The following is a 24,415-nucleotide window of genomic DNA, read 5'->3' as shown; positions in this document are numbered from 1 at the left end:
TAGTCATTAGTCATTGGTCACTTGTACTGAGCGTTGCCGTTGGCGCAGCCTCTCGTAGAGAAGTATTGGTCATTAGCAAATAACAAAGGACAAAGGACAAATGACAATTTACCTGGTTTCCATAGTTTCCACTCGGAAACGTTCAACGGAGGCAATCAAGTCACGGGATACACCTACTAAGTGTTGTAGGGCACCTGAAACTCGCTGTGCTTCTTGGGAAGTTTCTTGCGCGGTCAACTCTACTGACTGCATTACATGAGCAACGGCACGGGAGGTTTCCGTTTGTTCCACAGTATCGGTAGTAATGGAGCGCACAAGAATATCAATGCGATTTGCCACTTGAATAATGTTTTCGAGCGATCGCTTGGCTTCTTCTGCCAATTTTGTCCCTTTAATTACTTGTTGTGTGCCTTCTTCCATCGCGGTCATTACAGAGCCTGTTTCGCTTTGGATTTGCATCACAATTTGTTCAATTTCCTTGAGCGATTTAGCAGATTTATCTGCTAGCTGGCGCACTTCATCTGCCACGATCGCAAACCCGCGTCCAGCTTCTCCCGCTCTTGCCGCCTCAATACTAGCATTGAGTGCTAACAAGTTTGTTCTGGAAGCAATTTGAGAAATCAACGCCACAATTTTAGAAATTTCTTGCGAAGATTCCGCCAACCGCTTCACTTTGCGAGTGGTTTCAGCAACGGTTTCTCGAATTTCCAAAATCCCTGCTACGGTATTTTCTACTGCTTCGCCACCTTTAAGAGCGATCGTACTAGCATCACGAGCAACGGTTTCAGCTTCCCGCGCCGCCTCTGCTACTCGTTGAATCGAGTCGGTCATTACCTGTACAGAATTCAGCGTCACTGCTAACTCTTCTGCTTGGCGCAAAGCATCACTAGATAAAGCTCTAGCAAAAGTTTCAGAGTTGGTTGCACCCTTTGTCACATCTTTCGCCGCCACTTTTACCTGTTGAACGATATCCCGCAGGTTTTGAATTGTCAAATTAAAGGCATCAGCTACGGCTCCCAGTACGTCGGCTGTGACTTCCGCTTGGACTGTTAAATCACCTCTAGCAGCTCCTTCCACATCATCTAAGAGACGAATCACCTGACGTTGCAGGTTTTCTTTGGCTTCCTCTTGTTCATCAGCTTTGCGTTGGGCTTCACTTGTGGTTGTGAAAATTACCCGCGCCATTTCATTAAAGCCACTGGATAAATGCCCCAATTCATCTTCAGAAAACACTGTAGCTTGAGCATTCAGATTTCCTTGACGTACAGCTTCAAACTGAGCTTGGAGATCATCTGTTGTGCGCCGAATTTGTTTCAGCGCTAGATTCCCCATAAAGCCTGCGGTCGCAAAACCTGCAATCCCAGCGGCTAGTGACATTGCCCAGCCTGTGTTGCGTACTGATTCTCGTTGTTGGGGTGGCGAAAATGTGGTGGCAACAAAGCTAACTGTGGCTACAACCAGTGCCGAGACAATGCCCACACTGCCAGCAATTAACCATTGTTTTCTTTCAATGGAGGCATTCTCTAACGGTGCTAACCATCCTTGCTCGATGCTGACGTTGGGTTCTAGTTTCGAGACATCTGTTTGGCTAAAGACTGGAACGGCTTCATGGGAACCAGTCATTGAGAATAGTTCCTCTTCGCGATCAGCTGCATTACTGGGAAAAGCCTGCGCGGCTTGAGAGCGTCCAGTCTCACTAGTTTCTGCCGGAACAGAATGCATTGCTAAATCGCCGAAGCTAGCATCTCCTTCGAGCATATCAAACCCTGGAATATTGCCTAAATCGTCAAATTCCTCAAAGTCATCTAAAAACTCAATATTGCTCTTAGAATTTTCTTCATTCAGTATATTGCTTGAGTCTTCATAAGAGCTTAAACCCTCTGAGCCAAAGGCAGACTCAAATGCTTCCATATCGAAATTTTCATCTTCATCAAAGCTATTTTGACCGATAGATTCACCTGATTTGAACTGCTTTTCTTTCGGAGGTAAATTCCTACTTAAAGATGAAGAATTATTAGATAAATCCGGCTGAAAAGCTTCATCTGCTTCAACATTTGTTGGTTTTAACCATTTATAGGCTTCGGTTTCAGGCAAATTATCTTGACTGCCATATTCCAATTTATTTGTTATTGGCGAATCATCTCTAAGCTCTTCTGCAACAATTAGTAAAGTTTCGTCTCCAAAACTAGATTTTTTATATTCTAACTTCCCAATATTAAGCTCTGGAGACTTTGACTGACTCAATAAATCAGGGAGATTACCCTTGGTATTACCAGTTTGGGAATTAGAAGATGAAGAATTATTATGGATAGTTGAATTTTCCTGAGAAGAATTTATCTCATTATCTGAAAAAGGACTATTTACTAATGATTCTGCCTGATTATTTTCTGACATATCTTCTTGCCAAAAAACAGGTAACTCTAATTCTTTTTCATCCTCCCAGTTATTATTTGAGTCTTGTTCCTGCAATTCTTCATTCATGGCGAAAGGGTCATCGCCAAAAGCTGTAGAATAATCTGATGTTTTAACTGTTCCAATACTATCTTCTGTGGCTATGTCAAATGGAGTTTTTGAAGATGTCTCTTCAACGCCATTTACAGTTTCTTGATGCTCTCCAAAAAAGTTCAAATCAAGGTTTTCGCTGTCAAACTCCTCACTAGCAGCCAAATCTTCTAATTCTGGTTCGCTATATGCCAGTGCATCAGACATCTCTGAGGAGTTTATTTGCTCTCGACTTTCGGATGTATCAATCTGCCCACCAAATGACTGTAGATATTGATTGATATTCTCAATTCCATTATTGGCAAAAGCAATAATTTCTTGATCGTTAGTCAAGCCTAATACCTGTTGATATTCTTCTTTTGCTACATCGTACTGTTGTAAAACATAGTAGATATGACCCCTTAACAAATGGGAGTTAGGGTCATTTGGTAAATCTTGCACCACTTGGTCAACTAAAGTGGCCGCAACGTCATAATTTCTTTGAACATAGGCGGTCATCGCCTGTTGATATGTTGGCTCGTAATTATCGATACTTGCTGCCATTTCCTCCTCCAATTTCATGCTGCCCACCTAGCACTCCGTACAATTGCCATTTGATCGAGCAGTCGTAGACACTGATTGTTTTTAGCACCTAATGACCACTCTCCACGTAAAAAAGGAGCCATCGTATCAGGAACACTAGTTGGTGGCATGAGATTCTGGACATCCAGCCAGTCCATACCACCGATTTCCTCTACTGCTAAACCCACTATTGTGTCTTGCTCTTCAATGGCAATCACCGAAATTTCCGCTCTATCCGTGTTTAATGCACTTGCTTCCCCTAGAAATTGACCCAAATCGGCCACCCAAATAACTCGACCTCGTAAATTTAGAGTACCCAAAAGTAAAGGAGAAGCATTAGGAATCGGGGTGATTCTATCAGGACTTAGTTCAATTACCTCCCGGATGCCAGTTGCTTGTAGTGCAAACTCCTGATGCGAGGGAATGTAAAACCTCAAATGTAACTCACCTTCAGGACTTTCTACTTGTAATTCTGGTCGGAAGTGGTCTTGACCGCTACCACTTAAAAAGTCCGGTTTGCTGACCATGTTGTTTTTATCCTTATCCTCGCAGCAGTTGTTTGACTGTTCCTACCAACTCGGTTGGTTGAAATGGTTTGGCTATGTAGGCGTCTGCACCCTGCTTCATGCCCCAGTAGCGATCAAATTCTTCGCCTTTGGAAGAACACATAACCACAGGGACATTTTGGGTTTTTGGATCGGATTTTAACCGCCGACAAACTTCGTAGCCGTTCATCCGGGGCATAACAATATCCAATACCACTAAATCGGGAGGTGCTATTTGGATTGCCTCTAATGCTTCTAATCCGTCACTGGCATGGGTAACTGTTAGGCCAGTTGCTTTCAGGAGGTCTGTAATCATCTCCCTTTGCGCGATACTGTCTTCCACAATCAGAACTGTACTCATAAATGTCTATTTACCTCCTGATTTAGACGTTCCTAGTTGGAACATTCCCTGATTCCTCCGCAAGTATTAACTGTATAAATTAATTTTATTTCTTCACTATTTTCCCGGAGATTGACGTTTCACTGAGTTAGCTGACTCTGTGATAACATCTTTTTACTCATCTTTTAGTAGATCAACAAATCTTTGATCTCTTTAATATGTCCCATAGATGAGGGAGCAGGGGAAGAAAAACTATTAAATTATTTATTGCCCAATACCCAATTTTCATTGGTTGTTGATATATTTCTCCACGAGCATGAGTAACTCAGTGTCTGTAAACGGTTTTGTTAAATAATCTGTTGCCCCGACCATCTTAGCTTTGACTCGATCAATAAACCCATCTTTCCCAGTAAGCATGATAATCGGTGTGAGCCGAAATGCTGTTGAATGTCGCAGCATCGCGCAAACCTCGTGCCCTTCCAATCCTGACATAGCAATATCGCATAAAATTAAATCCGGTTTGAGTTGAAAAACCAGACTCAATGCCTCTAAAGGATCACTGAGAGCGATCGCTTCATAACCTTGTGGTTGTAAGATCGAATTTATAGTCTCACCGATAGCGATCGCATCGTCAATACATACTATCCGCCCCCTTGGTTTTCCCTTCAATTCCCAGGTGTCAGTGTGGGTATCTAATTGATTCGTCTCTGAATATACTAGTTGTAGCCAACTTTGTTGCACATAAGGGTATATTGCCTTAGCGACTGTCAAAATGTCTCGGTTGAGATAGCGAGCCAACTGACGCAAGGATGTTTTACCATCAGCCCAATGTTGTAGCCTATTCACCGTTGCTTCTGGCAGGGAAGATTGTAGCTGAACTTTGTCAGATAGTACTGGTAATTGTTCTGGAGACTGAATGTGTGGATACAGCTGTTTCCACTCTTGCAGCTGCTTCGTAATTTTTGCCACAAATGGAGCAATTTCGAAAGTGTTTAATTGCGGGGCAAGTGCGACACCCTGATGGAAAATGAAGTTACCTTGGCATAAACTCAACAGGTCAAAGAGAGTTTCATGCACCAAGCCCTGAATGATACTACCAGCTATCTTTGGGTTGATGATATTCCGCTCCAAAAGCGCCCAAAGATAGGCATACTCTGGCGCGTCGGTGGGTGGTAGGGAAGCAATTTGTTTGTCGGTGAGTCGCGTCTCAACTCGGTAATGACGTAAATAATCGTTAATTCTAAATAAACTACTCTCGCCTTCTTGGCAATAGATAATTTGACCATTCAAGAAAAAAACGAACCAAGACTCTTGTTTGGGGCGATAAATGCTTGCTCCCTCTCCACCCAGTTTGTTGTGATGGTGAGAGCTACTAGCTCTCACCCATAATTGCCCGGTTCGTTGTCCCAACTCAATCAATTGCAGAATACTGCAAATATCAATTTCATTTAAATTTCCCTGCATTTAGCTAAAAAGTACTCCTTAAGTACTCCTGAATTCTGACCTCTTCTTTAAGTATTGATTATGGATTATTGAAAAGATTGTTACTCTATTCTTGTTGTCATTAGGCAATACATTAAACTATAAACCTTTATCTTTTGTAATACACTTCGATAAAGCTAGTGTTAACACGGAAGTCATCATCACTGTCATCAGTACAAAATATAAAGGCGCGACTAGCTCGCTTCTATAAGTATCAAGACGTAATATCTGACGTCTATAGTTTTGTCTGTCTTGTTCTCCTAAACTTCGGTTCAGTGAGATAAGTTAACAGAATTATTTAAGATATATCCCAAAACATAAACTTTAAGTGCATCAATAAAGGACTAACGGTGTGCTGTATTTAGCAGAAGTACAAAAACAGAAAGGTGGTTTACTCAGTGGCGGTGCCAAAACCGAACTGAAACTGCTAGCTTGTCAGCGAACTGACCAGAATTGGAGTACTGTGTCAGAAGAAGTGATTGCCGCTGAGGACGCAAGCAAATTAAATGACGGTGCTTTGGTACTGGTTGAAGTGAATCCGAATCGTCAAGTGCAACGGGTTCAAGAAGCTGGGCGTCCGCTAGTCAACATTTTGCAGAATTTTTCCCGCCAATTGGAGAAATTTAAGCTCAAGGAAGATGAAATTGATCAGTGGAAGCAATCGTTGACGTTTCAGGCGCAAGAGTTGAATCGCCGTGAAATGGACATGGAAGTGCGCTCGGAACAGTTGCAACAATTGGAGGAAGAGTTGCAACACCTAGAGGAGCAAAAACAGGAAGTTGACACTTCCCGCCAGGAAATTGAACGATTGCAAACAGAAGTTGAGCGCAACCGCCTAGAATTGGAAGGCGCTTGGGAGCATTTACGAGGTGAGCAGCGTCGCCTAGAGGAACGTCTTGCGGATTTTAAATCAGGAACGGTTTTGGATGAGGAGCAAAGCCGGGTAATGAGTGAGTTACTCGATCGCTTGTCTAGTCGTGTTGTTCCTACAGAAAAAGTCAGAGAACATTTACATCTAGCCTTTGAATTGATCGAAAAGCAGCAAGCGACTCTTACCCCGCACTGGCAAAAACTGGAGGAGCAAAAAATTGCGATCGCACAACAGCAAAAAGAAGTAGAGCTATTGTCACAGGCTTTTAGCGATCGCCAAAATGCGTGTCAAGAAGCACAAAATTCTCTAGTTCAGCACACAGCCCAATTGCAAATAAATACAGCAGACCTTACCGGCAAGCAAGAGTATGCTCGGATCATCAAAGACCAGTTACGAAGTCAAGAGGAATTATATCAACAGATTCACTCTTTAGCTGCAACATCTGGTGACGTAGTTCTCGGCAAGCAAGCTGATGTGGAGGCTTTGGATAAAATGCCTTTAGAAGAACTACAAAAGATAGTGCAAGACTTGCAGTATAAGTTAGAAATAGATGCTAGCTTTGTTCACGATCAAGAACAAGAATTGAAATATAAACAAGAAGCTATAGAAGAACTACAAACTAAAATAAATAATGCATCTGACCATGACCACATTAATTTGGAACTGGAACTAACAGATGAAAAAGACCTCTATCAGATGCTAAACTCCAGTTTGGTGGGACAACGCCGCAATATGTTGCAGCATCAGAAATTTCTTAAGCAACACCAAGCTGTATTGCTACGGCGGCAAGGAGATACTGTTGTTAATGAACAAGAGGGTAATAAAGTTAATTTAGAACCGATTCTGTTACAAATTGAAAGCCAGCGACAACAATATTCACAAGAAATCCAAAAGCTGGAACGTGAGATTGATCAGATTCGTTCTGGTATTGAGCTAAATCAGGGAATGATTGACAATCAAACTCACGATCTAGATGAAAAGCGCCAAGAGCTGAAAGCGATTGAGGAGAACTTGCTATCTCTAAGAAGAACAACTGCTGAATGCTGCGGTCGGGTGAATCTCTATCAAGAAGCGCTACAACCAATTCAGGATTCTCTAGATGGATTACGGCAAAAGCTGCAAGGAATTGGAGAATCTTTGGATCAATTCCAAGAAACTGGTGATTATCAAGTCCAAGCGATCGCGCAGTTGCGTCATACTCTCCAAAGTTTAATGCCTCAGCCAGAATTACTGGCGTCTTAACAAGTTCTGGGGCTTTAGCTAGGCTAAAGCCCAACTACGAACTACGAGCTTATTAATTATTCCATAAATAAAGTAGATTCTACATTAAAAAACTCTCCCAGCTTACGCGCTTGTTCTGTATTTATCTTCTCTTGTCCATTTAAAACATTATCAACCAAATTTTTTGTTCCTAAAACCGCTACTAAATCATCTCTATTTCTCTCAGATTGCTCTAAAATAAATAACAACAATGTGCATTGTCCCTGATAACAAAAAGACTTTAAATAACTATTTAAAGCAGATCCAGTCGCCTTCTACTTGAGCGATCACACCACCAGGAAATGGATCGGTTTGCGATCGATTGGGCGCTATAATTAAAGCCGTTAATTTTTCGATATGTTCAAAACTGGGGGCATCAGTCAGTCTTTGCTGCAATACCTGACGCATCACCCGACGTTGCAACGCCAATGGTGCTTTCTGCAATACCCGACGATTTAACCTTAAGGAAGGAAGAGAACTAAGAGAATCTTCTTTATGCCCCATGTTCATCGCCTCTTCCCGCAACTGCTGGGCAGCTTTTTCTAAATATTCCACTTCTGCTTGCAGCAATTCTGCTGTTTGGGCTAAGGCTGATTCTACTTGGGGGTTGAAATTCTCTCGCAAATATGGTATCCACTCTTGGCGAATGCGGTTGCGGGAATATTGCAAATCTTGATTGGTGGAATCTTCCCAAATTGGTAATTTAAATTCTTGACAAAATTGCTCTGTTTGTGAGCGAGTGATTTCTAAAAGTGGACGCACTAACATAATGCCTGTAGTCAGGGAACGTTGCCAAGTCAGTGCTTGTAAGCCATCAGCACCAGTACCGCGAATTAAATTGTAGAGGAGAGTTTCGGCGCGATCGCTTGCGGTGTGTCCTGTAACTATATATTGATAATTATTTGCTTGGGCGATCGCACATAAAGCTTGATAGCGCCAATCGCGTGCAGTAGCTTCACTATTTATCGGTTCGTTCGCTGTTTCTAAATAAAAGGATATACCCCAAGTTTTAGCTAAATTTTCGACGTGATGGGCATTAGCTTCGGAGTCAGAACGCCAGCGATGATCGCAGTGAGCGATACCTAAATACCATCCCCATTTGGATTGTAAATCTAAAAGTAATTTTATTAAACACAGAGAATCCTGTCCGCCGGAGACAGCGATTAATAGACGCTGGTTGCGCTCAAATAAGTGGCGCGATCGGATGGTGCGATGTATTTTTGCATGTAGAGGCATCCATAGCATATAAAAATAATTTACTCATAATTGAATATGTGCTAATTAAAACCGACTATATATCTTCCACCCAAGAGTGAGAGACATTATACATCATAAATTTCTGCTGTAATTAGTGCAGGGTAGAGCTAGCGTAAAGTGGACAATTTGACAATCTTTAATACTCAAACTACTTGGCGTATAGTCATAATCTGTCCGCACGCAACAAGAACGCAAGACACTTAATATATGGTTCGAGAGCTAGAAAGAAAACGCCAGAGTGCAAAGTTTCCCGAAACAGCACCGGCTGCTAATCCCGTATTTTTTAGAACCTATAGCCGTCGCACAAAGGCGGGACTAAGGGAAACATGGGATGAGGTATGCGATCGCACTCTACTCGGTTTAGTGGAGTTGGGAAAGCTAACTCAAGAAGAAGCTGCCATACTGGATAAGATGCAGCGCAACTTGAAAGCCATGCCCAGTGGGCGCTGGCTATGGGTTGGTGGTACAGACTGGATAACCAAGCCTAAGAACTTTTCCGGGGCTTATAATTGCACCTCTACCAATCTCGAAGACTGGAGTGCCTTCGGATTAATGATGGATTTGGCAATGATGGGCTGTGGTACTGGAGCCGTCCTAGAACCACAATTTATTAACCAATTACCTCCTATCCGTAATCAACTGAATGTCACTGTCCAAGGTGAAATTGGCAGCACTCCTGTGCAACTGCGACGTGAATATACTCAAACTCATATAGAAGGCAATAACGTCATTATTCACGTTGGAGATAGCCGTGAAGGTTGGGTTGAATCATATCAAGCCCTATTAGAACTCTCCACGAATGAACAGTTTTCAGCAGAAGTTGAAGTATTAGTTGATATCAGTGATGTCCGAAAAGCAGGAGAAACTCTCAACGGCTTTGGAGGAGTTGCTAATCCTGTGAAATTGCCCGGACTTTATCAGCGTTGTGCCTCCATCCTGAATAAAGCTAGAGGACGACAATTAAGTTCAGTTGAATGTTGTCTGTTAATCGATCAGGCTGCTGTAACAATTGTTGCAGGCAATATCCGAAGAAGCGCGGGGATGCGTCAGTTTGATTCTGGCGATAACCTAGCAGCCACGGCCAAAGATAATTTATGGCAACAAGATGAAAATGGCAACTGGCGAATTGATCCGGAGCGTGATGCACTCAGGATGGCGAACCATACGAGAGTTTTTCACTGCAAGCCGACCTTAGAAGAATGTCTTGATGCCGTCCGCAAACAATATTATAGTGGCGAGGGAGCGATTCAATGGGCAGGTGAAGCCGTCGCGCGATCAAACATTGATTTGCTGCCAACACAAGCTTTGAAAGTTGAATTTTTACAAGCTTATGAACAAGGAATAGCAAAACAGTGGTTAGAAGAACGTTATTCAAATCTTGATGTTAATGAGTTAGAACATCGTTTAGCTCGTTACGGTTTAAATCCGTGTGGTAATTGATTTTGCCTCACGTTAAAAACCTCGCAAAAACGGGGAAAGCTGAGATGCTAATCCCGTGGTAATCAAAGGAAGTAAAAAGCCTTTGATACCGTACAGCGTAGAGAGTGAAACTAGATTACATCGAAAATTGGTGTCTAGAATATAATCTCTCCAAGAGTGCGGGGGCGGATGTGAAAAATACTTTTATTATCTGAAGTCACATCTGTAAAAGGTACGCGGAGCTACTGCGAATAATCAAGCAGTAGAACTAGGGGATAAAAAGCCTCTAGGGTAACAAATCTGGAAATCATCGGTAGTAATTTCCACTGCAATTTGTCAGAGGTTCACCTTAATCAAATCGATCCATATAACTACAAAGAACAGGAGGAAGCTTTCACTGCTGGGGCGCTATCTGTAGCAGTACTTTTAAATCACAAATTTTTGGAACCACGCTATCAATACAGCCGTGAATTAGACCCGATTGTAGGAGTTTCTTTTACAGGTTTATTTGATTTCTTTGTCCATGCTTTTGGCGTTGATTGGCTGCGCTGGTGGGAAGCCGGAAGACCTGCAACTCCACAAGGATTAGCTTTCAAGCGTGAGGAAGAAAAATATCTAAGTTCTTGGAAAGATATTGTACATCGGGTAGTTTGGGATTATTGCGATCGCCATAATTTCAAACGTCCAAATCGCTGTACCACAGTTCAACCTAGTGGCACGAAGGCATTATTAACTAATGCTAGTTCAGGATGGCATCCCCCGAAAGCGCAAAGATTTATTCGCCGCATCACCTTCGGCAAAAATGACCCAGTAGCCTTAGCTTGTATTGACTACGGTTACAACGTCATTCCCTCTCAATCAGATAAAGATGAACAGGGCAATTTGCTCAACGATCCTTTTGACTCACGGGTGAGTGAATGGTTAGTAGAAATTCCTGTTTCTGTATCTTGGGCTGATTTACCAGGTGCTGATGAAATTGATGTTTCTAAGTTTTCAGTCTTAGCCCAATTTGATTTTGTCCTTCAGGTTCAACGTTGGTATGTGACTCACAACACATCAGCAACTTTAGAACTTCGCTCTGATGAAATCGAACCTTTAGGACAGCGAATCTACGAAACTATCCAGAATGATGAAGGATATATTTCAGCCGCTCTTTTAGCTCGTTTTGACGATTTGCAATCATTCCCACGTTTGCCATTTGAACCAATAGACAAATCAACCTATACTCGCTTGAATCAAGAAGTTAAAGCACGGCGCAAAACAGATGATTTCTGTGCAGTCTTAAGCCGCTACGATTTAGGCGAAATGGCAGAAGCTGGCCCTAGTGGTTGTGATTCTGACAAGTGTATGTTTCCCGATCAGCAACCAAGCGCATAAGGTGAAATGACTGGGGGCTGGGGAATGTGGGGCCCCTCTGGGGATAAGGGGGTCTGGGAAGTAGAGGAAAATAATCAATAGACCTCTTACAAAAGTGCTTTTTGCAAGAGGGGGGAAAAGGCTAAAGGTTAAAGGGGAAGTGGACAATACAAAACCTTTTCCCCCGCCCCTTATCCCCAGAGGGGGCCCCACCTTCCCCCTTCCCTTTTTCCCGACTTATGCAAGAAGTCTAATGCCCGATGTCCCATGCCCTACATCGCTCAACACGTTACGATCAATTAAGAGGTAATAATTTTTTACGGCAGTGCCAGGAGTCTCTTAATGTTTATTAATGAATTGTCACCTATATTCAAAGAATTTACTCAGCATCCAGTCTCATTTGTGGGTGGGTTCTTCTCTGGTGTGCTTCGGCTCAATCTTGCAGATGATCCCGTTAAAAGCTGGCTGGATAAACAGATTCGCTCAAATAGTTACACCAGTAACACAACAGACGCACATAATGGCAAAGCCAGTGGCCCTCAGCAAATTTCGATTGACTAAATTTTGAAATTCGGGAGACGCAGGGATGCACTTACATGGGGATTTAAGAGAGGGATTCTCCATCTCTTCCACTCTGTTGCTCTTTGCGTCTCTTTCAATAAAGAGCAGTTGGGATATATGACTACTAGTCAATTGCTCCCTTAGCAAAAGATACAAAAATCAGACAAATAGGCATGAAAATATGGAATCCCTAACCTCTCGTATGCAGGCGGTACAGTCACCGATTATTCCTGTGGTTGGGGAACTGATTAAAAATTCTCCTGGAACAATTTCTTTAGGACAAGGTGTTGTTTATTACAACCCACCAGATGAAGCCAGAGAATTTTTAGCCAGATTTTTAGCTGAACCTGCTAATAATTTATACAAATCAGTTGAGGGAATTCCCCCGTTGCTGTCAGCACTTGCAGCAAAATTGCAAGCCTTCAACGGCATTGAAATCAATGGGGAAAACTGCATCGTTGTGACAGCCGGGAGCAATATGGGATTTATGAATGCCATTCTTGCTATCACTAACCCAGGTGACGAAATTATTCTGAATACGCCTTACTATTTCAACCACGAAATGGCGATCGCAATGGCTGGTTGTCGTGCGGTGTTAGTGGCGACGGATGAAAATTACCAATTACGCCCAGATGCGATCGCTCAAGCAATAACTCCCAAAACACGGGCTGTGGTGACAATTTCACCGAATAACCCGACTGGAGTTGTCTATTCTGAAGCGGCATTGGGTCAAGTAAATCAAATTTGTGCTACTCGCAGTATCTATCACATCAGCGATGAAGCTTATGAATACTTTACCTATAACGGGATAAAACACATTTCACCTGGTGCATTTGATAATAGTAGCAAGTACACAATTTCTCTTTATAGCCTTTCCAAAGCATACGGTTTTGCTAGTTGGCGTATTGGCTACATGGTGATTCCCAAACATTTGCTTGTCGCCGTCAAAAAAGTCCAGGATACAATTTTGATTTGTCCACCAGTAATTTCTCAATATGCAGCTTTAGGGGCATTGCAAGCAAAAGAGGAGTATCTGAAAACTAATATAGGAGCCATTGCTCAAGTACGCCAACTAGTATTAGACTCCCTTAATCGTCTACAAGGCTTATGTAGTATTATTCCTGCCAATGGTGCTTTCTATTTTTTCCTCAAAGTTCATACCCAGATGGATGCTTTTGAATTAGTCAAAAGACTGATTCAGGAACATAAAGTAGCGGTTATTCCAGGTACAACCTTTGGCATGGATGACGGATGCTATCTCCGTGTTGCTTATGGGGCGCTGCAAAAAGAGACGGCAAAAGAAGGTATAGAGAGATTAGTGCTGGGTTTGGAAACTATAGTTAGGAGCTAGGAGTCATTCAATTTTGATTTTGAGATTTTAGATTTTCCTTAAATTTATAAGGGCGTTAAGCTGCTTTAGCGTACCTCGTTCACAATCCCAAATATAAAATTCAACAGATGTCAATTATTAATAAGTTAATTGAAATTGAAACTGAGCCAAAAATTAATATTTATAATATTACCTCACAAATCCAAGATTTTATTGCCTCAGCATCAATTAAAAATGGACAAGTTTTAGTATTTTCTCAACACACTACAACAGCGTTATCTATCAATGAAAATGAAGTTAGATTATTAGAAGATATAAAAATATTCTTGCAAAAATTAGCACCGGAATCAGACAGCTATTTACATAATGACTTGCATTTAAGAGATGTCCCAGAAGATGAGCCGATTAATGCTCACTCTCATTTAATGGCAATGATGCTGACCACTAGTGAGATAATTCCCATTGTGGATGGTAAATTAGCTTTGGGAACCTGGCAATCTGTGTTGTTTTTTGAGTTGGATGGCCCGCGTCAAAGAACAGTATTTGTACAAATTTCTGGCGAATAATGCAATTTTAAACCTGTAATTATCCCAGAACAACCTAAATCTGAGAGAATTACGAACACGATCAAAAAGTGTATCAGTTGAATTTACCTACAGCAATTAAAAATCTGAAAGAATGTTTTCCAGCATCACCTTCCTTTCCACAAACCAGGACTTTCGTTGTGTCAAAGGCAGAGGCCATTAGTTATGAAAAATAACGATAATTTTGTATTACGTAATACTTGGTACTATGCTTTGCCTAGCGATCAGATCAAGCCAGGTATGATGATCAGCCGCATTTTCTTAGGAGAACCGGTGCTGTTAGTTCGCGGCCAGGATGGTAAAGTGTCTGTAATGACGGATATTTGTCCCCATCGTGGTGTCCCCTTGAGTTGTGGGAGATTCAATGGGCAGGAAGTTGAATGCTGTTACCACGGTTGGCGCTTTAACTCTGCTGGGCGCTGTACTGCGATACCTTCTCTTGTGGAGGAACAGCAGATGGATTTGAGTCGCTTCGACGTAAAGTCTTATGCAATCCGGGAAGCCCAAGGGAATATCTGGATATATATAGCTGATCCCGATAACCCTCAACCTGCTTCTGAGATGGAAATTCCAGTAATTCCAGGGTTTGGCGATCGCTCTCACCAGTTCGTAGAAGTGGTAAAATTCCCTTGTTTTATAGATCACGCAGTGGTAGGTCTGATGGATCCTGCTCATTCACCTTATGTTCATCGCGCTTGGTGGTGGCGAAGTGAACAACTGCATGAAGAAGTGAAGCAATTTGATGCTTCGCCCTACGGCTTTACGATGCGACGACACCGATTACCAGAAAACGGCGGTCGATTATACTGGCTGATTGGCGGTGGTGTCCCGGAAACGGAGATTTCTTTTCGTTTACCTGGAGTCAGAATCGAAGAAACCACCATTGGTAAACATCGAGTCGTTAATTTGACGGCGGTTACACCAATTTCAGACACCGAAACTGAGGTAACTTTTGCTCTTTATTGGACGCTTCCTTGGGTAGGATTTTTCAAACCATTGTTACATGTGCTGGCGCGGACTTTTATTGACCAAGACCGAACGGTTGTAGAAAAACAGCAGATTGGTTTGAAATATAATCCCGTGCTGCGACTGATTAAAGACTCAGATATGCAGGCGCAATGGTATTACCAGTTAAAGCGAGAGTATGCTAAGTCTGTCGCTGAAGGACGAGAATTTGTGAATCCTGTTAAGGGTCAAATACTCCGTTGGCGTGCTTAAATTACTCAAAAGTAAATTCTGCAAATTCTCTTTGCCCAAACTGCATATTTCGGTCTATGGCTGACAAAATTTTATTATTGGCGCTATCGCTATTTAAACAGCGACCGACTAACTGTGCGACATCTGCACGATTTATGCTACCAATAATGTGCGGATCTTCAGTTAAAACACCATTGCCCGTTGCTGGTTCTGACTTTAGTCCACCAGGACGGATGATTGTGTAGGTGAGTCCACTGGCAATTAAGTGTTGTTCAGCTTTGTCTTTCTCAGCTAAAACTTTTCCCAGTACCGCTAAAACTTGGGGTGAGGCAGCAACAACACTATTGCCAGCACCAATAGAAGATACAAGAATAAACTTTTGTACTCCAGCTTTAACTGCTGCATCGATCAGATTTCTATTACCAGGGTAATCCGGTCTTTCTACATCTGATGGTAAACCGCCAATTGTACTGATAACGGTGTGAATAGGTTCATCTGTAAGCATTGCGCGTTCTACATCGGCAATATTCAAAGCATCTCCCAAGACTATCTCAATACCGATTTTTTCTAGTTCAGCAGAAACTGCTGCTGTTCTGAGGAAAGCTCTTACCTTTAGCTGTTGGGCTGTGAGATATTGAGCAATTTCTCGACCAACACCGCGACTTGCTCCAGCCAGAAAAATATAAGATGCACTTGTCATAATAAATTTAACTATTTACGCTCAAAGGATTTTATCAGAGGATTGGCAGTATTCAATAATTGCTCAAGCGACTGAGATGCTTCTGGTTGGTGGCGAACATGAGTGTCAATAAACAAACTAATGATTTCACCCATTAGTAAACGGAAGCTTTCTTGGGGTTGGGTGGCAGGAAAGTCTAACAAGGGTGTATCTAGGGTGGAGTCTAGTGGGTCAACTATCGAAAAGTGATTTGCCCCATCCAAAAGTACCAGATAGCTATCATTTCGTCCGCCAGTAATTGCTTCTTGGAATGTACGGATGACTGGGGCGGTAGCATTTCCAGGAGTTATACCATAGCGATCGCTATTGTTCGCAATCACTCCATCACAGGTTCCTCCTATCAGTAGCAGGGGTACAGAATCTGGTAAGGGTAAGATAGTACCTGCTTCGTACCCCAATAATAACGTTCCCATAGTGTGTGAACCATAACTAAAGGATGCTGCGACTTGAGGGAAAAAGTGGGGATCAGCATTTTCGATCGCTACTCTACCACCTGCGGAGTGTCCACCTAAAATTATTCTTTGTAGATCAAGCATTCCAGCTAAAATACCCTCAGACTGTAACTGTTCCACTTTCGCTAGCAGTGTTGGCAAAGCCGATGCAGTGGGAACAGTACGATAAATTGTTGGTTTTTCCTTTTCAAAATCAACCCCTGGAGTCAGACTAATTATTCCTGGTATAGCTTCTGCAATCCAGTTAAAGAGAATCACCACTAATCCACGTTCAGCGAGTTTAACCGCCAACCATTGATATTGTTGAGCATCACAGTTAATGCCGTTGAAGAAAATCACTACTGGAAAAGGTGCTTTTTCTAAATCAACTGGTATTTCCCTATTTGTTTGTACTTTACGCCTCGATATCTGTGCTGGATAGAAAATTTTCAGGTGAATGGTATCGTAAGGAGGCTGGAAACCTTCGACTTTAGCAGCTTGGAAAAAAGCACGAACTGTCATCTGGTTATTTCTGATATCATTGAAAATTTTTCTATTGTCTAGGTATAACTGCTCCTAACAATCCCAATCTAGCGATCGCCAACAACTGAGTAACTATAATTACAAAAAAATAGGATTAATACTTAATTTTTGCACAAAACTCAGTATATCTTTATTCCTTTTTTCCTGTTCCCTAGAAGTGATTCAGTAATCAAAAATTATTCCTATATTAAGATAGCAATTATACTTAACCCCATCGTAGGAAGTAATTTAGTAAACAATTGTGCCAATCTAGCAAATAACTTTTCTTTGGATAAACTTATGGCTAAAAAATCTCAACCTAATTTAGAACAATACCAAGATGTCAGATTATCTGCCACTACAAGAATTTGGGTAGTTACAGTAGCCATTCTTGGAGTTTGCATCCCACTGTCAGCCGTTACTAAAAGCGGTGCTATTCTTCCTTTAGTTGCTATTGGTGGTGCAGCTATGGGTACGGTTGCTGTTTGGCGTTCTGATGAGCAAAAAGCAAAAACTAACTATTTGCAACAGCAGCAAATAGAACTGCTAGAGCGGAGATTAGCAAATTTAGAAACAATTGTGAGCAGTGATGACTTGAACTTACAAATGAAAATTAAACAGATCGAAGCAAGAGATACTTTTGGCGACTCCTCTGATGTAAGTACTACACCCAGACAACCAAAACGCAAAGGTTAAAATTAGCCAATTTTCACTATTTATGTCAATTTTAGATGATATTCCCAAGAATCATCGTCACTAAATTATTTTGTGTGGGTATTTCTTGACTTAACATTACCGCAACCTTTGAAATTCCTCTCAGATTAAACTTTTCTTTGCGGCTATAACTGTTTCTAGGGAAACAGTATCTCGTTCTCTATCCAGGGCAAACGCATCTAAATTACTCTTGATCACAACGAAGGTTAAGAACCAACGAAAAAATCAGGATTTCGAGCTTGATTATTTTTTAAGCCCCAAAGCGATCGCCTAAAACTTTCGCAATAAGCAAAACTTAATGACATTGATTTTAAATCTATTCTCAATAAAGTATGCTTATTGACATGATGCGGCCGCCCTGGTTCTCTATCTCCGTTAGAATTGACTGACATCATTTAATTCTATATACTTCAACTGCATTAGTTCATGAAATATCTAAGTGCAATAATCTTTATTTTTCCTGTAAGCATCTACTAATGGCTGTGTTTTATTAGACTACTAACATTACTAAATTTTTAATAAGGTTATAAACTTGAATAATTGCATTGGTATAGCTTACCGTAGGTATGCAATAGTTTGCCGTAAGAATGCAGATGGATTGGATTAGCTTACTCAAAGCTCAACAAGCTGACTTCCTTCAACGTGTGAAAAAACCTAAAATCTATGACTTATCTTTGCTGGAAAGTCAAGTTAAAGGTTGTCACACTGAAGTTATGGCTTTTTGGGGTGAGCCATTGGCTAGACTCCAAGAGCTTTCTCGCCAACAAGCAGAAGTTCTCGCTAAAAATCCGCCGCCTACACCGCCTGAATATCCTGAACCTCCCGACTGGACGATACCTTTTCCCAAACACTTCCAACAACAAGCTCAAGATTATCTTTTGCGGGAGCATATTGTTGATGGGGTGATAACTGAACGTTTGGGGAAGTTAGTAAAAAAGGTATCACAAGATACCGTGGAAAACATGGTTTTAGATGATGAGGGAAATTTGTGTGGCGAAAGCAAATTTTCTTATGTACTAAAAGATAATCCTCAGCTAAGTGTTCAAGTTTATGTTGCTGATGGAGAAAGTTTTAATGGTATTAAGAAAAACAAAGTTAGGTGGTCGGTTACTCAAGAAGATTTAAGAAAGCACCAAGTATTAATTTTTCTGTGTTTATTTTATCCATCTACAGACAAGCTAGGATACGAGGAGAAACAGAGCATAATTACAGGCTTTTTACCTGCCAATCAAATTGAACTTACTGAACCAAAACTCTACATTAATCCGAGTAACTTGTTGTATGCGGGGGGGTTGAGTTGGTATTTAGAATCACTTATTGGTAAAACAGACACGTCGCCATTAATTAATGAGAATGCGATCGTAGATACAATACAGACTCTACCATCAGAGCATTGCCTCAAGGATATAGTCGGTGACTGGGAATGCTGGCAGACTTTGCAAGGACACACCAGAGGCATTAATTGTCTAGCTTTCAGTTCCGGGTGTAAGAATGGCAAAGCCTTACCCATATTGGCAAGTGGTAGTCGGGGAGAGACGAAGCTATGGGATTTAAGCAAGGGTGAATTAATAGATACATTATCAGAGTATCCTTGGGTGATATCTGGGCTGGTGGATGAAGTCAATTCCCTAGCTTTTAGTTCCGATGGACAGACTTTAGTGAGTTGCGGTGCAGATTCGACAATTAAGCTTTGGCACGTAGGCGCTTTAGACTTGATAGATATTTTGCACAAACATAATGGGGTAGTGCGGTGTGCTGCCTTCACCCCAGATGGCAGAATGTTAGCAACAGGCGGAGATGATAGAAAAATTCTCTTTTGGGATTTGATGCAACGCCAGGTAGCGATCGCACTTTCTTTAGATGATACAGCTGCTCATTCTCTAGTTTTAAGTCGAGACGGGGAAACTTTGGTGACAGGTAGCTACCGCAAAATCAAAGTCTGGCGTACTTTACCCAAAACTGGGATCAAAAGTTTAAAAGATGCACAACCACTGCATACCCTCATGGGTCATTCTCACATCGTTCGTTCCTTAGCAATCAATGCAGATGGTAAACTGCTGGTGAGTGGTAGCTGGGATCAAACAATTAAAATTTGGCATTTGGAGACTGGAGAATTACTGCATACTCTGAAAGGACATAGAGATAGAGTATATGCGATCGCTTTAAGTCCCGATGGGCAAATAATTGCTAGCGGTAGTGCTGATAAAACCATCAAGTTGTGGCATCTACAAACTGGGGAATTGCTTGGTACTTTTACAGGTCATGGGAATATAGTTACAGCATTAGCCTTCACAGCTTCCGGCGAGATGTTGGTTAGCGGGAGTTTAGATAAGACAATTAAAATTTGGCAACGAAGTTAGGAGTAGATAAGCTTCACGCATATCAGTAGATTTTCGTCAGTACGTAAGTTATAATGCAAGCATTCTTGTCAGCCTAAAACAAAATTAATTTTGTCAATAGCACTTAGGCTGTAAATTAGCTCAGTGTGTGAGTATTAAACTAAATCTTACACAGGGTTTTGAAGACAAAAATGAGTGATGCTTTTTCAGATAAAGCTTCACCCAACAGTCTACCGTAAGCATCGCTAACTTAAAAATTGTGTTTTCCACCCTTATTTTCGCCAATATGTTAAACACTATTACTTGATTGACAAATTGTTTATGACTTTGAACTGTCAAGAATGTAATACAAGTAGAAAACAAAAGTTCGGATACTGATAATTAAGGAAAAAGCAATGGTTATTTCAAAACGTGGTATTATTACCTACGCTTACGGGGCATCTTACTATATCGAAATGGCAAAGTCATTAGCGCGTTCTCTACGTCTTCATTCACCAAATGTTCCACGCGCTATTGTTACCGACAATCAAAATGATAAAGAGTTACTCGAACTTTTTGATTACGTTATAAGTGTTAAAGAAGAATACGGTTCTAACGTCAGACAAAAGCTTCATGTCTATGATTACTCTCCATTTGAATCTACACTTTATATTGATAGTGATTGCATAGCAGTAAGGGATATTAACTTTATTTTTGATGATTTTAAAGGTAGAAGTTTTAGTGTGCCAGGTAATGTATATCTTCGAGCAGGTGATAAAGATAACTTCGTTGAATTAGATGACATCCTCAAACGATTTAATCTGACAAAATTACCTAAATTTAATGGAGGTCTTTATTATTTCGAGAAAAACGATACTGCTAAGGCATTTTTTGAAACAGCACTAGAATTTTCGAGCGACTGGAAAAAGCTAGGTATTGGTGAATTTCGTGGTGATGGGCCTAATGATGAACGTCTTTTTGGTATAGCAATGATGCTACACAATCAAAGTATGTTTGAAGATTATGGCCAGATGATGCGAACACCTATTGGTCTTCGTGGTTCTTTTGATATAGATGCTATTACAGGTAAATCTAGTTTTCAAAAATACAATGAGGTGGTGTCTCCTGCTCTTGTACACTTTGCCTGCGTTTGGGGAGAGCATCCCGTATATCATCGGGAAGTATCAAGGTTAAAAAACCTAAATAAAGGTTCCGTTAACGAGATCAAGTCTGATATACTTTCCACAATTAAATATAAGTTTGGCTATCAAATTGCCTTATTAAGGTATATAGCAAAACGTGTACCTAAAAATCCTCAGTATATTCAAGCTAGAGTGAAAAAACTTTTGAGGCAATTGCCTGAGTTGATTAAAACTAGATACAAAACTCAGTTAATTCGTAGCAAATAAAATTTGGGAAAACTCGGTATCCCTTTGTACTTACTCTAAATCACTCAAAGGGTGCCCTGGTTACTTTCTGCATAGCTTTACTTGCACAGAAAGTGCTGTCTGCGGTTCAGGCAGCACTTAAAACTTTTCATGGAACTGAGAAGATACAAACCGAAATTTCCCGTCCTTCGCTCCTGGCGGGTACTAAAAATTATATTTTTGTGAAACTCACAAGGATTGTATCTGTAGGTTTATTGTAGAAACTGGGCGGTACAGCGCAAATTCGCGTGTACCACAAAAATTTGTATGCCGTACTTTTATGCAAAATCAACTAGGATTTGTTCTGAAACTGCTTTTACTCTCGGCTTTGTTATCAGTATTGATTAAGTATGCAGGGCCAAGCCTACTAATTCCGGCGACAGCAACCAACGCGCTAATTATAGTATTGTTGCCAATTGTGATTATAGCGATCGCGCTACTGTGGCGATTCCAAGCACAGAAACAAAATTAACTCAAACTATCTACGCAGAAGTTCCTAAAATCAGCTAACCTAGCTTAATTACAATAAAATTGCATCTCGCCAACCGTTGGGAGTCAGCCTGTGAACCTCGGTCAATGGATCGGCTTAATCGCCATAGTTCTTTCTTTATACATCCTGTGGCAAATTCGGGAAGTGCTTTTGCTAATGTTTGCCGCAGTTGTGTTAGCCACAACCTTAAATCGGCTAGCGAAACGCTTCCAACGCTTTGGAATGAGGCGTGGATTCGCCGTCCTGCTAGCGGTAGCTATCTTTTTAGCAGGTGTCGTGGGTTTTTTCTGGCTAATTGTGCCGCCATTTGCACAGCAGTTTCAAGAACTAACCTATCAGGTTCCTAAAGGGTTTGGGCGCTTTAATGGTTGGCTTGACGCGCTGAGAACTCGTATCCCTGACGAGTTAGTTCCTTACATTCCAGATATCAATAGCCTCATCCAACAAGCACAGCCCTTCGTCAATCGGGTACTGGGAAACTCCTTCGCCTTTGTATCTGGCTCTTTAGAAGTTGTCCTCAAGATTCTGCTAGTGTTGGTTTTAACAGGAATGATATTAGCCGATCCTGTGGCTTACCGCAAAGTCTTTGTACGGCTTTTCCCCTCATTTTATCGGCGGCGGGTGGAAGGAATTTTAAATAAATGCGAAGTCTCTCTAGAGGGATGGATTACAGGTGCTTTTATTGCGATGTTTGTAGTGGCGCTGATGAGTCTAATTGGCTTATCAATTTTGGGTATAAAAGCAGCACTAGCTTTAGCAATTTTAGCAGGATTTTTAAATTTAATTCCCAACCTTGGCCCAACGCTGAGTGTAGTGCCAGCAATGGCGATCGCACTGTTGGATGATCCCTGGAAAGTTGTCGCTGTCTTGATTCTATACTTTGTTATTCAACAGGTTGAAAGTAATTTCATCACGCCAATTGTGATGGCGCAACAAGTTTCGTTGCTGCCAGCTGTAACTTTAATTGCCCAACTATTTTTCGTTACTTTTTTTGGATTTCTCGGATTATTTCTGGCGCTACCTCTAACTGTTGTCGCTAAGATTTGGTTGCAAGAAGTGTTAATTAAAGATGTTTTAGATGAATGGGGAAATAATCATCTAAAAGAAAGGGAATTGGTTATAGTTTCTGAATCTCCCGCAGCAGATGATAATTGGACGGCAGGAAATCCAGATATAAATGAGAATCCCTCGATTGGTGATGATATCTTGAAATAAGAGTAAGCCAGTTGGTAATCAGGACTTTAGTCCTTATTTTCTAAACACTAAAGTACTGATAAGATGCGAACAATTGCAGAAATTAACGAGAAAATCAGCCGCCAACGTGCGGTAGTGTTGACAACTGAAGAATTAAAAGCACGAGTTGTAGAAATCGGTGTTACTAAAGCTGCTAAAGAAGTTGATGTAGTTACCACTGGCACATTTGAGCCGATGGAATCAAGTGGTGCAATTATCAATTTGGGACACACTGACCCCCCAATAAAAATTCGTCGCTGCTGGTTAGACGGTGTGCCAGCATACTCTGGTTTTGGGGCAGTAGATTTATATGTGGGTGCGAGTTCGGCTGTGGAGACAACAGATGGTGAAGAAGTCAGAGAACGTGGCGGTGGTCATGTAATCGAAGATTTGATCGCTGGTAAACCCATACACGTAAAAGCCCAAGGACAAGTAACAGATTGTTATCCCAAAGCAACTTTTGAAACTACTATCACCAGCGAAACAATTAATCAGTTCTATTTATTCAATCCGCGCAATCTTTATCAAAATTTTATTGTTGGTGTAAATGGTGGCGATCGCCCCCTCTTCACCTATCTCGGCCCTTTACAACCGCGTTTGGGGAATGCCGTTTACTCTAACCCAGGTGCTATTTCTCCCCTACTCAACGACCCAGATTTGCAACTCGTTGGTATAGGTACTCGAATTTTTTTAGGCGGCGGTATTGGCTATGTCGCTTGGGAAGGCACTCAACACTTCCCCTTACAAAAGCGTTTAGCTAATCGGACACCGATTGGGCCTTCCGCCACTTTAGCTTTAATTGGTGATGCCAAGCAAATGGATGCTCATTGGGTGCGGGGTTGTTACTTCAAAAGTTATGGCCCCTCATTGATGTTAGGCGTTGGTGTCCCACTACCAGTATTAAATGAACAGGTAATTGAACACTGTGCTGTGCAAGATCAAGACTTGGTAGCCCCGATAGTGGATTTTTCCATTCCCCGGCGCGTCCGTCCCACCTTTGGTTTGGTGAGTTACGCTCAACTTAAATCTGGGAGGATCACCATTGAGGGCAAAGCAATACGCTCTGCCCCCTTAGCGAGTTTGTTTTTTTCTAGGCAAGTCGCCCTAGAGTTGAAAAAGTGGATCGAAGCAGGTACCTTTACCCTTACAGAACCAGTTTCTCCAATTCCGATGGAGCGATCTTTTCTACCCCAAGACCGTCGGACGGATTTTTGAGCGTGGGGAATGGGAAATGGGAACTAGAAAAAATTAGTTGAACCCTAATATTTAATCTAAT

The 24,415-nt window shown here is 41.5% G+C and carries 19 protein-coding genes and 1 pseudogene; 12 read left to right on the top strand and 8 right to left on the bottom strand.

The window, feature by feature from the left end; genetic code table 11:
• Positions 1-108 precede the first annotated feature (108 nt).
• From H6G97_RS08465 to H6G97_RS08450, 4 genes are all read right to left on the bottom strand, one after another.
• Positions 109-3,045 (bottom strand): methyl-accepting chemotaxis protein, encoded by a 2,937-nt coding sequence (locus tag H6G97_RS08465; protein WP_190940198.1) that lies wholly within the window; start codon positions 3,043-3,045, stop codon positions 109-111.
• A gap of 14 nt (positions 3,046-3,059) precedes the next feature.
• Positions 3,060-3,590 carry a chemotaxis protein CheW gene (locus H6G97_RS08460; protein ID WP_190940197.1) on the bottom strand — a complete coding sequence of 177 codons (531 nt, stop codon included), beginning with the start codon at positions 3,588-3,590 and terminating at the stop codon, positions 3,060-3,062.
• Between the two features lie 13 nt (positions 3,591-3,603).
• Positions 3,604-3,969: a response regulator transcription factor gene (locus tag H6G97_RS08455; protein WP_069073698.1), complete on the bottom strand. Its 366-nt coding sequence runs from the start codon at positions 3,967-3,969 to the stop codon at positions 3,604-3,606.
• 264 nt (positions 3,970-4,233) lie between these two features.
• Positions 4,234-5,412, bottom strand: coding sequence for a response regulator (locus H6G97_RS08450; protein ID WP_190940196.1), 1,179 nt, complete (start codon positions 5,410-5,412; stop codon positions 4,234-4,236).
• Between the two features lie 370 nt (positions 5,413-5,782).
• On the opposite strand from H6G97_RS08450, the gene hmpF reads away from it, so the two are divergent.
• Positions 5,783-7,543, top strand: a complete 1,761-nt coding sequence (hmpF, locus tag H6G97_RS08445; protein ID WP_190940195.1) for a pilus motility taxis protein HmpF — start codon at positions 5,783-5,785, stop codon at positions 7,541-7,543.
• A 56-nt stretch (positions 7,544-7,599) separates the two neighbouring features.
• On the opposite strand, the gene H6G97_RS08440 is transcribed toward hmpF, so the two are convergent.
• Positions 7,600-7,773 (bottom strand): hypothetical protein, encoded by a 174-nt coding sequence (locus tag H6G97_RS08440; RefSeq protein ID WP_190940194.1) that lies wholly within the window; start codon positions 7,771-7,773, stop codon positions 7,600-7,602.
• Between the two features lie 37 nt (positions 7,774-7,810).
• A complete protein-coding gene (tilS, locus tag H6G97_RS08435; protein ID WP_190940193.1) occupies positions 7,811-8,806 on the bottom strand; it encodes a tRNA lysidine(34) synthetase TilS in 996 nt (331 codons plus the stop codon).
• Between the two features lie 219 nt (positions 8,807-9,025).
• Here tilS and nrdJ point away from each other — a divergent pair.
• The 5 genes and pseudogenes from nrdJ (at position 9,026) to H6G97_RS08405 (ending at position 15,286) form a co-directional block, all read left to right on the top strand.
• Positions 9,026-11,614 (top strand): annotated as a pseudogene (gene nrdJ / locus H6G97_RS55885) (ribonucleoside-triphosphate reductase, adenosylcobalamin-dependent).
• A gap of 321 nt (positions 11,615-11,935) precedes the next feature.
• Positions 11,936-12,154, top strand: coding sequence for a ssl0294 family protein (locus H6G97_RS08420; protein ID WP_190940192.1), 219 nt, complete (start codon positions 11,936-11,938; stop codon positions 12,152-12,154).
• A gap of 181 nt (positions 12,155-12,335) precedes the next feature.
• Positions 12,336-13,505: a pyridoxal phosphate-dependent aminotransferase gene (locus H6G97_RS08415; RefSeq protein ID WP_190940191.1), complete on the top strand. Its 1,170-nt coding sequence runs from the start codon at positions 12,336-12,338 to the stop codon at positions 13,503-13,505.
• Positions 13,506-13,612: 107 nt separating this feature from the next.
• Positions 13,613-14,050: a secondary thiamine-phosphate synthase enzyme YjbQ gene (locus tag H6G97_RS08410; RefSeq protein ID WP_190940190.1), complete on the top strand. Its 438-nt coding sequence runs from the start codon at positions 13,613-13,615 to the stop codon at positions 14,048-14,050.
• A 183-nt stretch (positions 14,051-14,233) separates the two neighbouring features.
• Positions 14,234-15,286, top strand: coding sequence for an aromatic ring-hydroxylating oxygenase subunit alpha (locus H6G97_RS08405; RefSeq protein WP_190940189.1), 1,053 nt, complete (start codon positions 14,234-14,236; stop codon positions 15,284-15,286).
• A 1-nt stretch (position 15,287) separates the two neighbouring features.
• On the opposite strand, the gene H6G97_RS08400 is transcribed toward H6G97_RS08405, so the two are convergent.
• Together H6G97_RS08400 and H6G97_RS08395 are read right to left on the bottom strand one after the other, a co-directional pair.
• Positions 15,288-15,965, bottom strand: a complete 678-nt coding sequence (locus H6G97_RS08400; RefSeq protein ID WP_190940188.1) for an SDR family oxidoreductase — start codon at positions 15,963-15,965, stop codon at positions 15,288-15,290.
• 11 nt (positions 15,966-15,976) lie between these two features.
• Positions 15,977-16,957, bottom strand: coding sequence for an alpha/beta hydrolase family protein (locus tag H6G97_RS08395; RefSeq protein WP_190940187.1), 981 nt, complete (start codon positions 16,955-16,957; stop codon positions 15,977-15,979).
• Between the two features lie 300 nt (positions 16,958-17,257).
• Between H6G97_RS08395 and H6G97_RS08390 the strand changes: the two genes are divergently transcribed.
• The 6 genes from H6G97_RS08390 to H6G97_RS08365 all read left to right on the top strand — a co-directional run bounded on the left by H6G97_RS08390 (position 17,258) and on the right by H6G97_RS08365 (position 24,354).
• Positions 17,258-17,653 carry a hypothetical protein gene (locus H6G97_RS08390; RefSeq protein WP_190940186.1) on the top strand — a complete coding sequence of 132 codons (396 nt, stop codon included), beginning with the start codon at positions 17,258-17,260 and terminating at the stop codon, positions 17,651-17,653.
• Positions 17,654-18,258: 605 nt separating this feature from the next.
• Positions 18,259-20,031, top strand: a complete 1,773-nt coding sequence (locus H6G97_RS08385; RefSeq protein ID WP_190940185.1) for a WD40 repeat domain-containing protein — start codon at positions 18,259-18,261, stop codon at positions 20,029-20,031.
• A 374-nt stretch (positions 20,032-20,405) separates the two neighbouring features.
• A complete protein-coding gene (locus H6G97_RS08380) occupies positions 20,406-21,398 on the top strand; it encodes a glycosyltransferase family protein (RefSeq protein ID WP_190940184.1) in 993 nt (330 codons plus the stop codon).
• Positions 21,399-21,696: 298 nt separating this feature from the next.
• Positions 21,697-21,888, top strand: coding sequence for a hypothetical protein (locus H6G97_RS08375; protein WP_190940183.1), 192 nt, complete (start codon positions 21,697-21,699; stop codon positions 21,886-21,888).
• 90 nt (positions 21,889-21,978) lie between these two features.
• Entirely contained in the window at positions 21,979-23,121 is a 1,143-nt protein-coding gene (locus H6G97_RS08370) for an AI-2E family transporter (RefSeq protein ID WP_190940182.1), read from the top strand.
• Positions 23,122-23,184: 63 nt separating this feature from the next.
• A complete protein-coding gene (locus tag H6G97_RS08365) occupies positions 23,185-24,354 on the top strand; it encodes a homocysteine biosynthesis protein (protein WP_190940181.1) in 1,170 nt (389 codons plus the stop codon).
• The last annotated feature ends 61 nt before the right edge of the window (positions 24,355-24,415 follow it).

It is taken from the genome of Nostoc flagelliforme FACHB-838, assembly GCF_014698065.1.
Classification (GTDB): Bacteria; Cyanobacteriota; Cyanobacteriia; order Cyanobacteriales; family Nostocaceae; genus Nostoc; species Nostoc flagelliforme_B.
Note: the sequence above shows the minus strand (reverse complement) of the source record. Positions and strands in the feature narration are given on the sequence as shown.

Excerpts from the sequence above, each read along its gene's own strand:
- H6G97_RS08455 (WP_069073698.1), bottom strand. The coding sequence starts at position 3,969 with ATGAGTACAGTTCTGATTGTGGAAGACAGTATCGCGCAAAGGGAGATG.
- H6G97_RS08405 (WP_190940189.1), top strand. The coding sequence starts at position 14,234 with ATGAAAAATAACGATAATTTTGTATTACGTAATACTTGGTACTATGCT.
- H6G97_RS08365 (WP_190940181.1), top strand. The coding sequence starts at position 23,185 with ATGCGAACAATTGCAGAAATTAACGAGAAAATCAGCCGCCAACGTGCG.
- tilS (WP_190940193.1), bottom strand. The coding sequence starts at position 8,806 with ATGCTATGGATGCCTCTACATGCAAAAATACATCGCACCATCCGATCG.
- H6G97_RS08390 (WP_190940186.1), top strand. The coding sequence starts at position 17,258 with ATGGCTAAAAAATCTCAACCTAATTTAGAACAATACCAAGATGTCAGA.
- H6G97_RS08450 (WP_190940196.1), bottom strand. The coding sequence starts at position 5,412 with ATGCAGGGAAATTTAAATGAAATTGATATTTGCAGTATTCTGCAATTG.
- H6G97_RS08400 (WP_190940188.1), bottom strand. The coding sequence starts at position 15,965 with ATGACAAGTGCATCTTATATTTTTCTGGCTGGAGCAAGTCGCGGTGTT.
- H6G97_RS08415 (WP_190940191.1), top strand. The coding sequence starts at position 12,336 with ATGGAATCCCTAACCTCTCGTATGCAGGCGGTACAGTCACCGATTATT.
- H6G97_RS08375 (WP_190940183.1), top strand. The coding sequence starts at position 21,697 with ATGCAAAATCAACTAGGATTTGTTCTGAAACTGCTTTTACTCTCGGCT.
- H6G97_RS08395 (WP_190940187.1), bottom strand. The coding sequence starts at position 16,957 with ATGACAGTTCGTGCTTTTTTCCAAGCTGCTAAAGTCGAAGGTTTCCAG.
- H6G97_RS08465 (WP_190940198.1), bottom strand. The coding sequence starts at position 3,045 with ATGGCAGCAAGTATCGATAATTACGAGCCAACATATCAACAGGCGATG.
- H6G97_RS08385 (WP_190940185.1), top strand. The coding sequence starts at position 18,259 with ATGCAGATGGATTGGATTAGCTTACTCAAAGCTCAACAAGCTGACTTC.
- H6G97_RS08460 (WP_190940197.1), bottom strand. The coding sequence starts at position 3,590 with ATGGTCAGCAAACCGGACTTTTTAAGTGGTAGCGGTCAAGACCACTTC.
- H6G97_RS08410 (WP_190940190.1), top strand. The coding sequence starts at position 13,613 with ATGTCAATTATTAATAAGTTAATTGAAATTGAAACTGAGCCAAAAATT.
- H6G97_RS08380 (WP_190940184.1), top strand. The coding sequence starts at position 20,406 with ATGGTTATTTCAAAACGTGGTATTATTACCTACGCTTACGGGGCATCT.
- H6G97_RS08420 (WP_190940192.1), top strand. The coding sequence starts at position 11,936 with ATGTTTATTAATGAATTGTCACCTATATTCAAAGAATTTACTCAGCAT.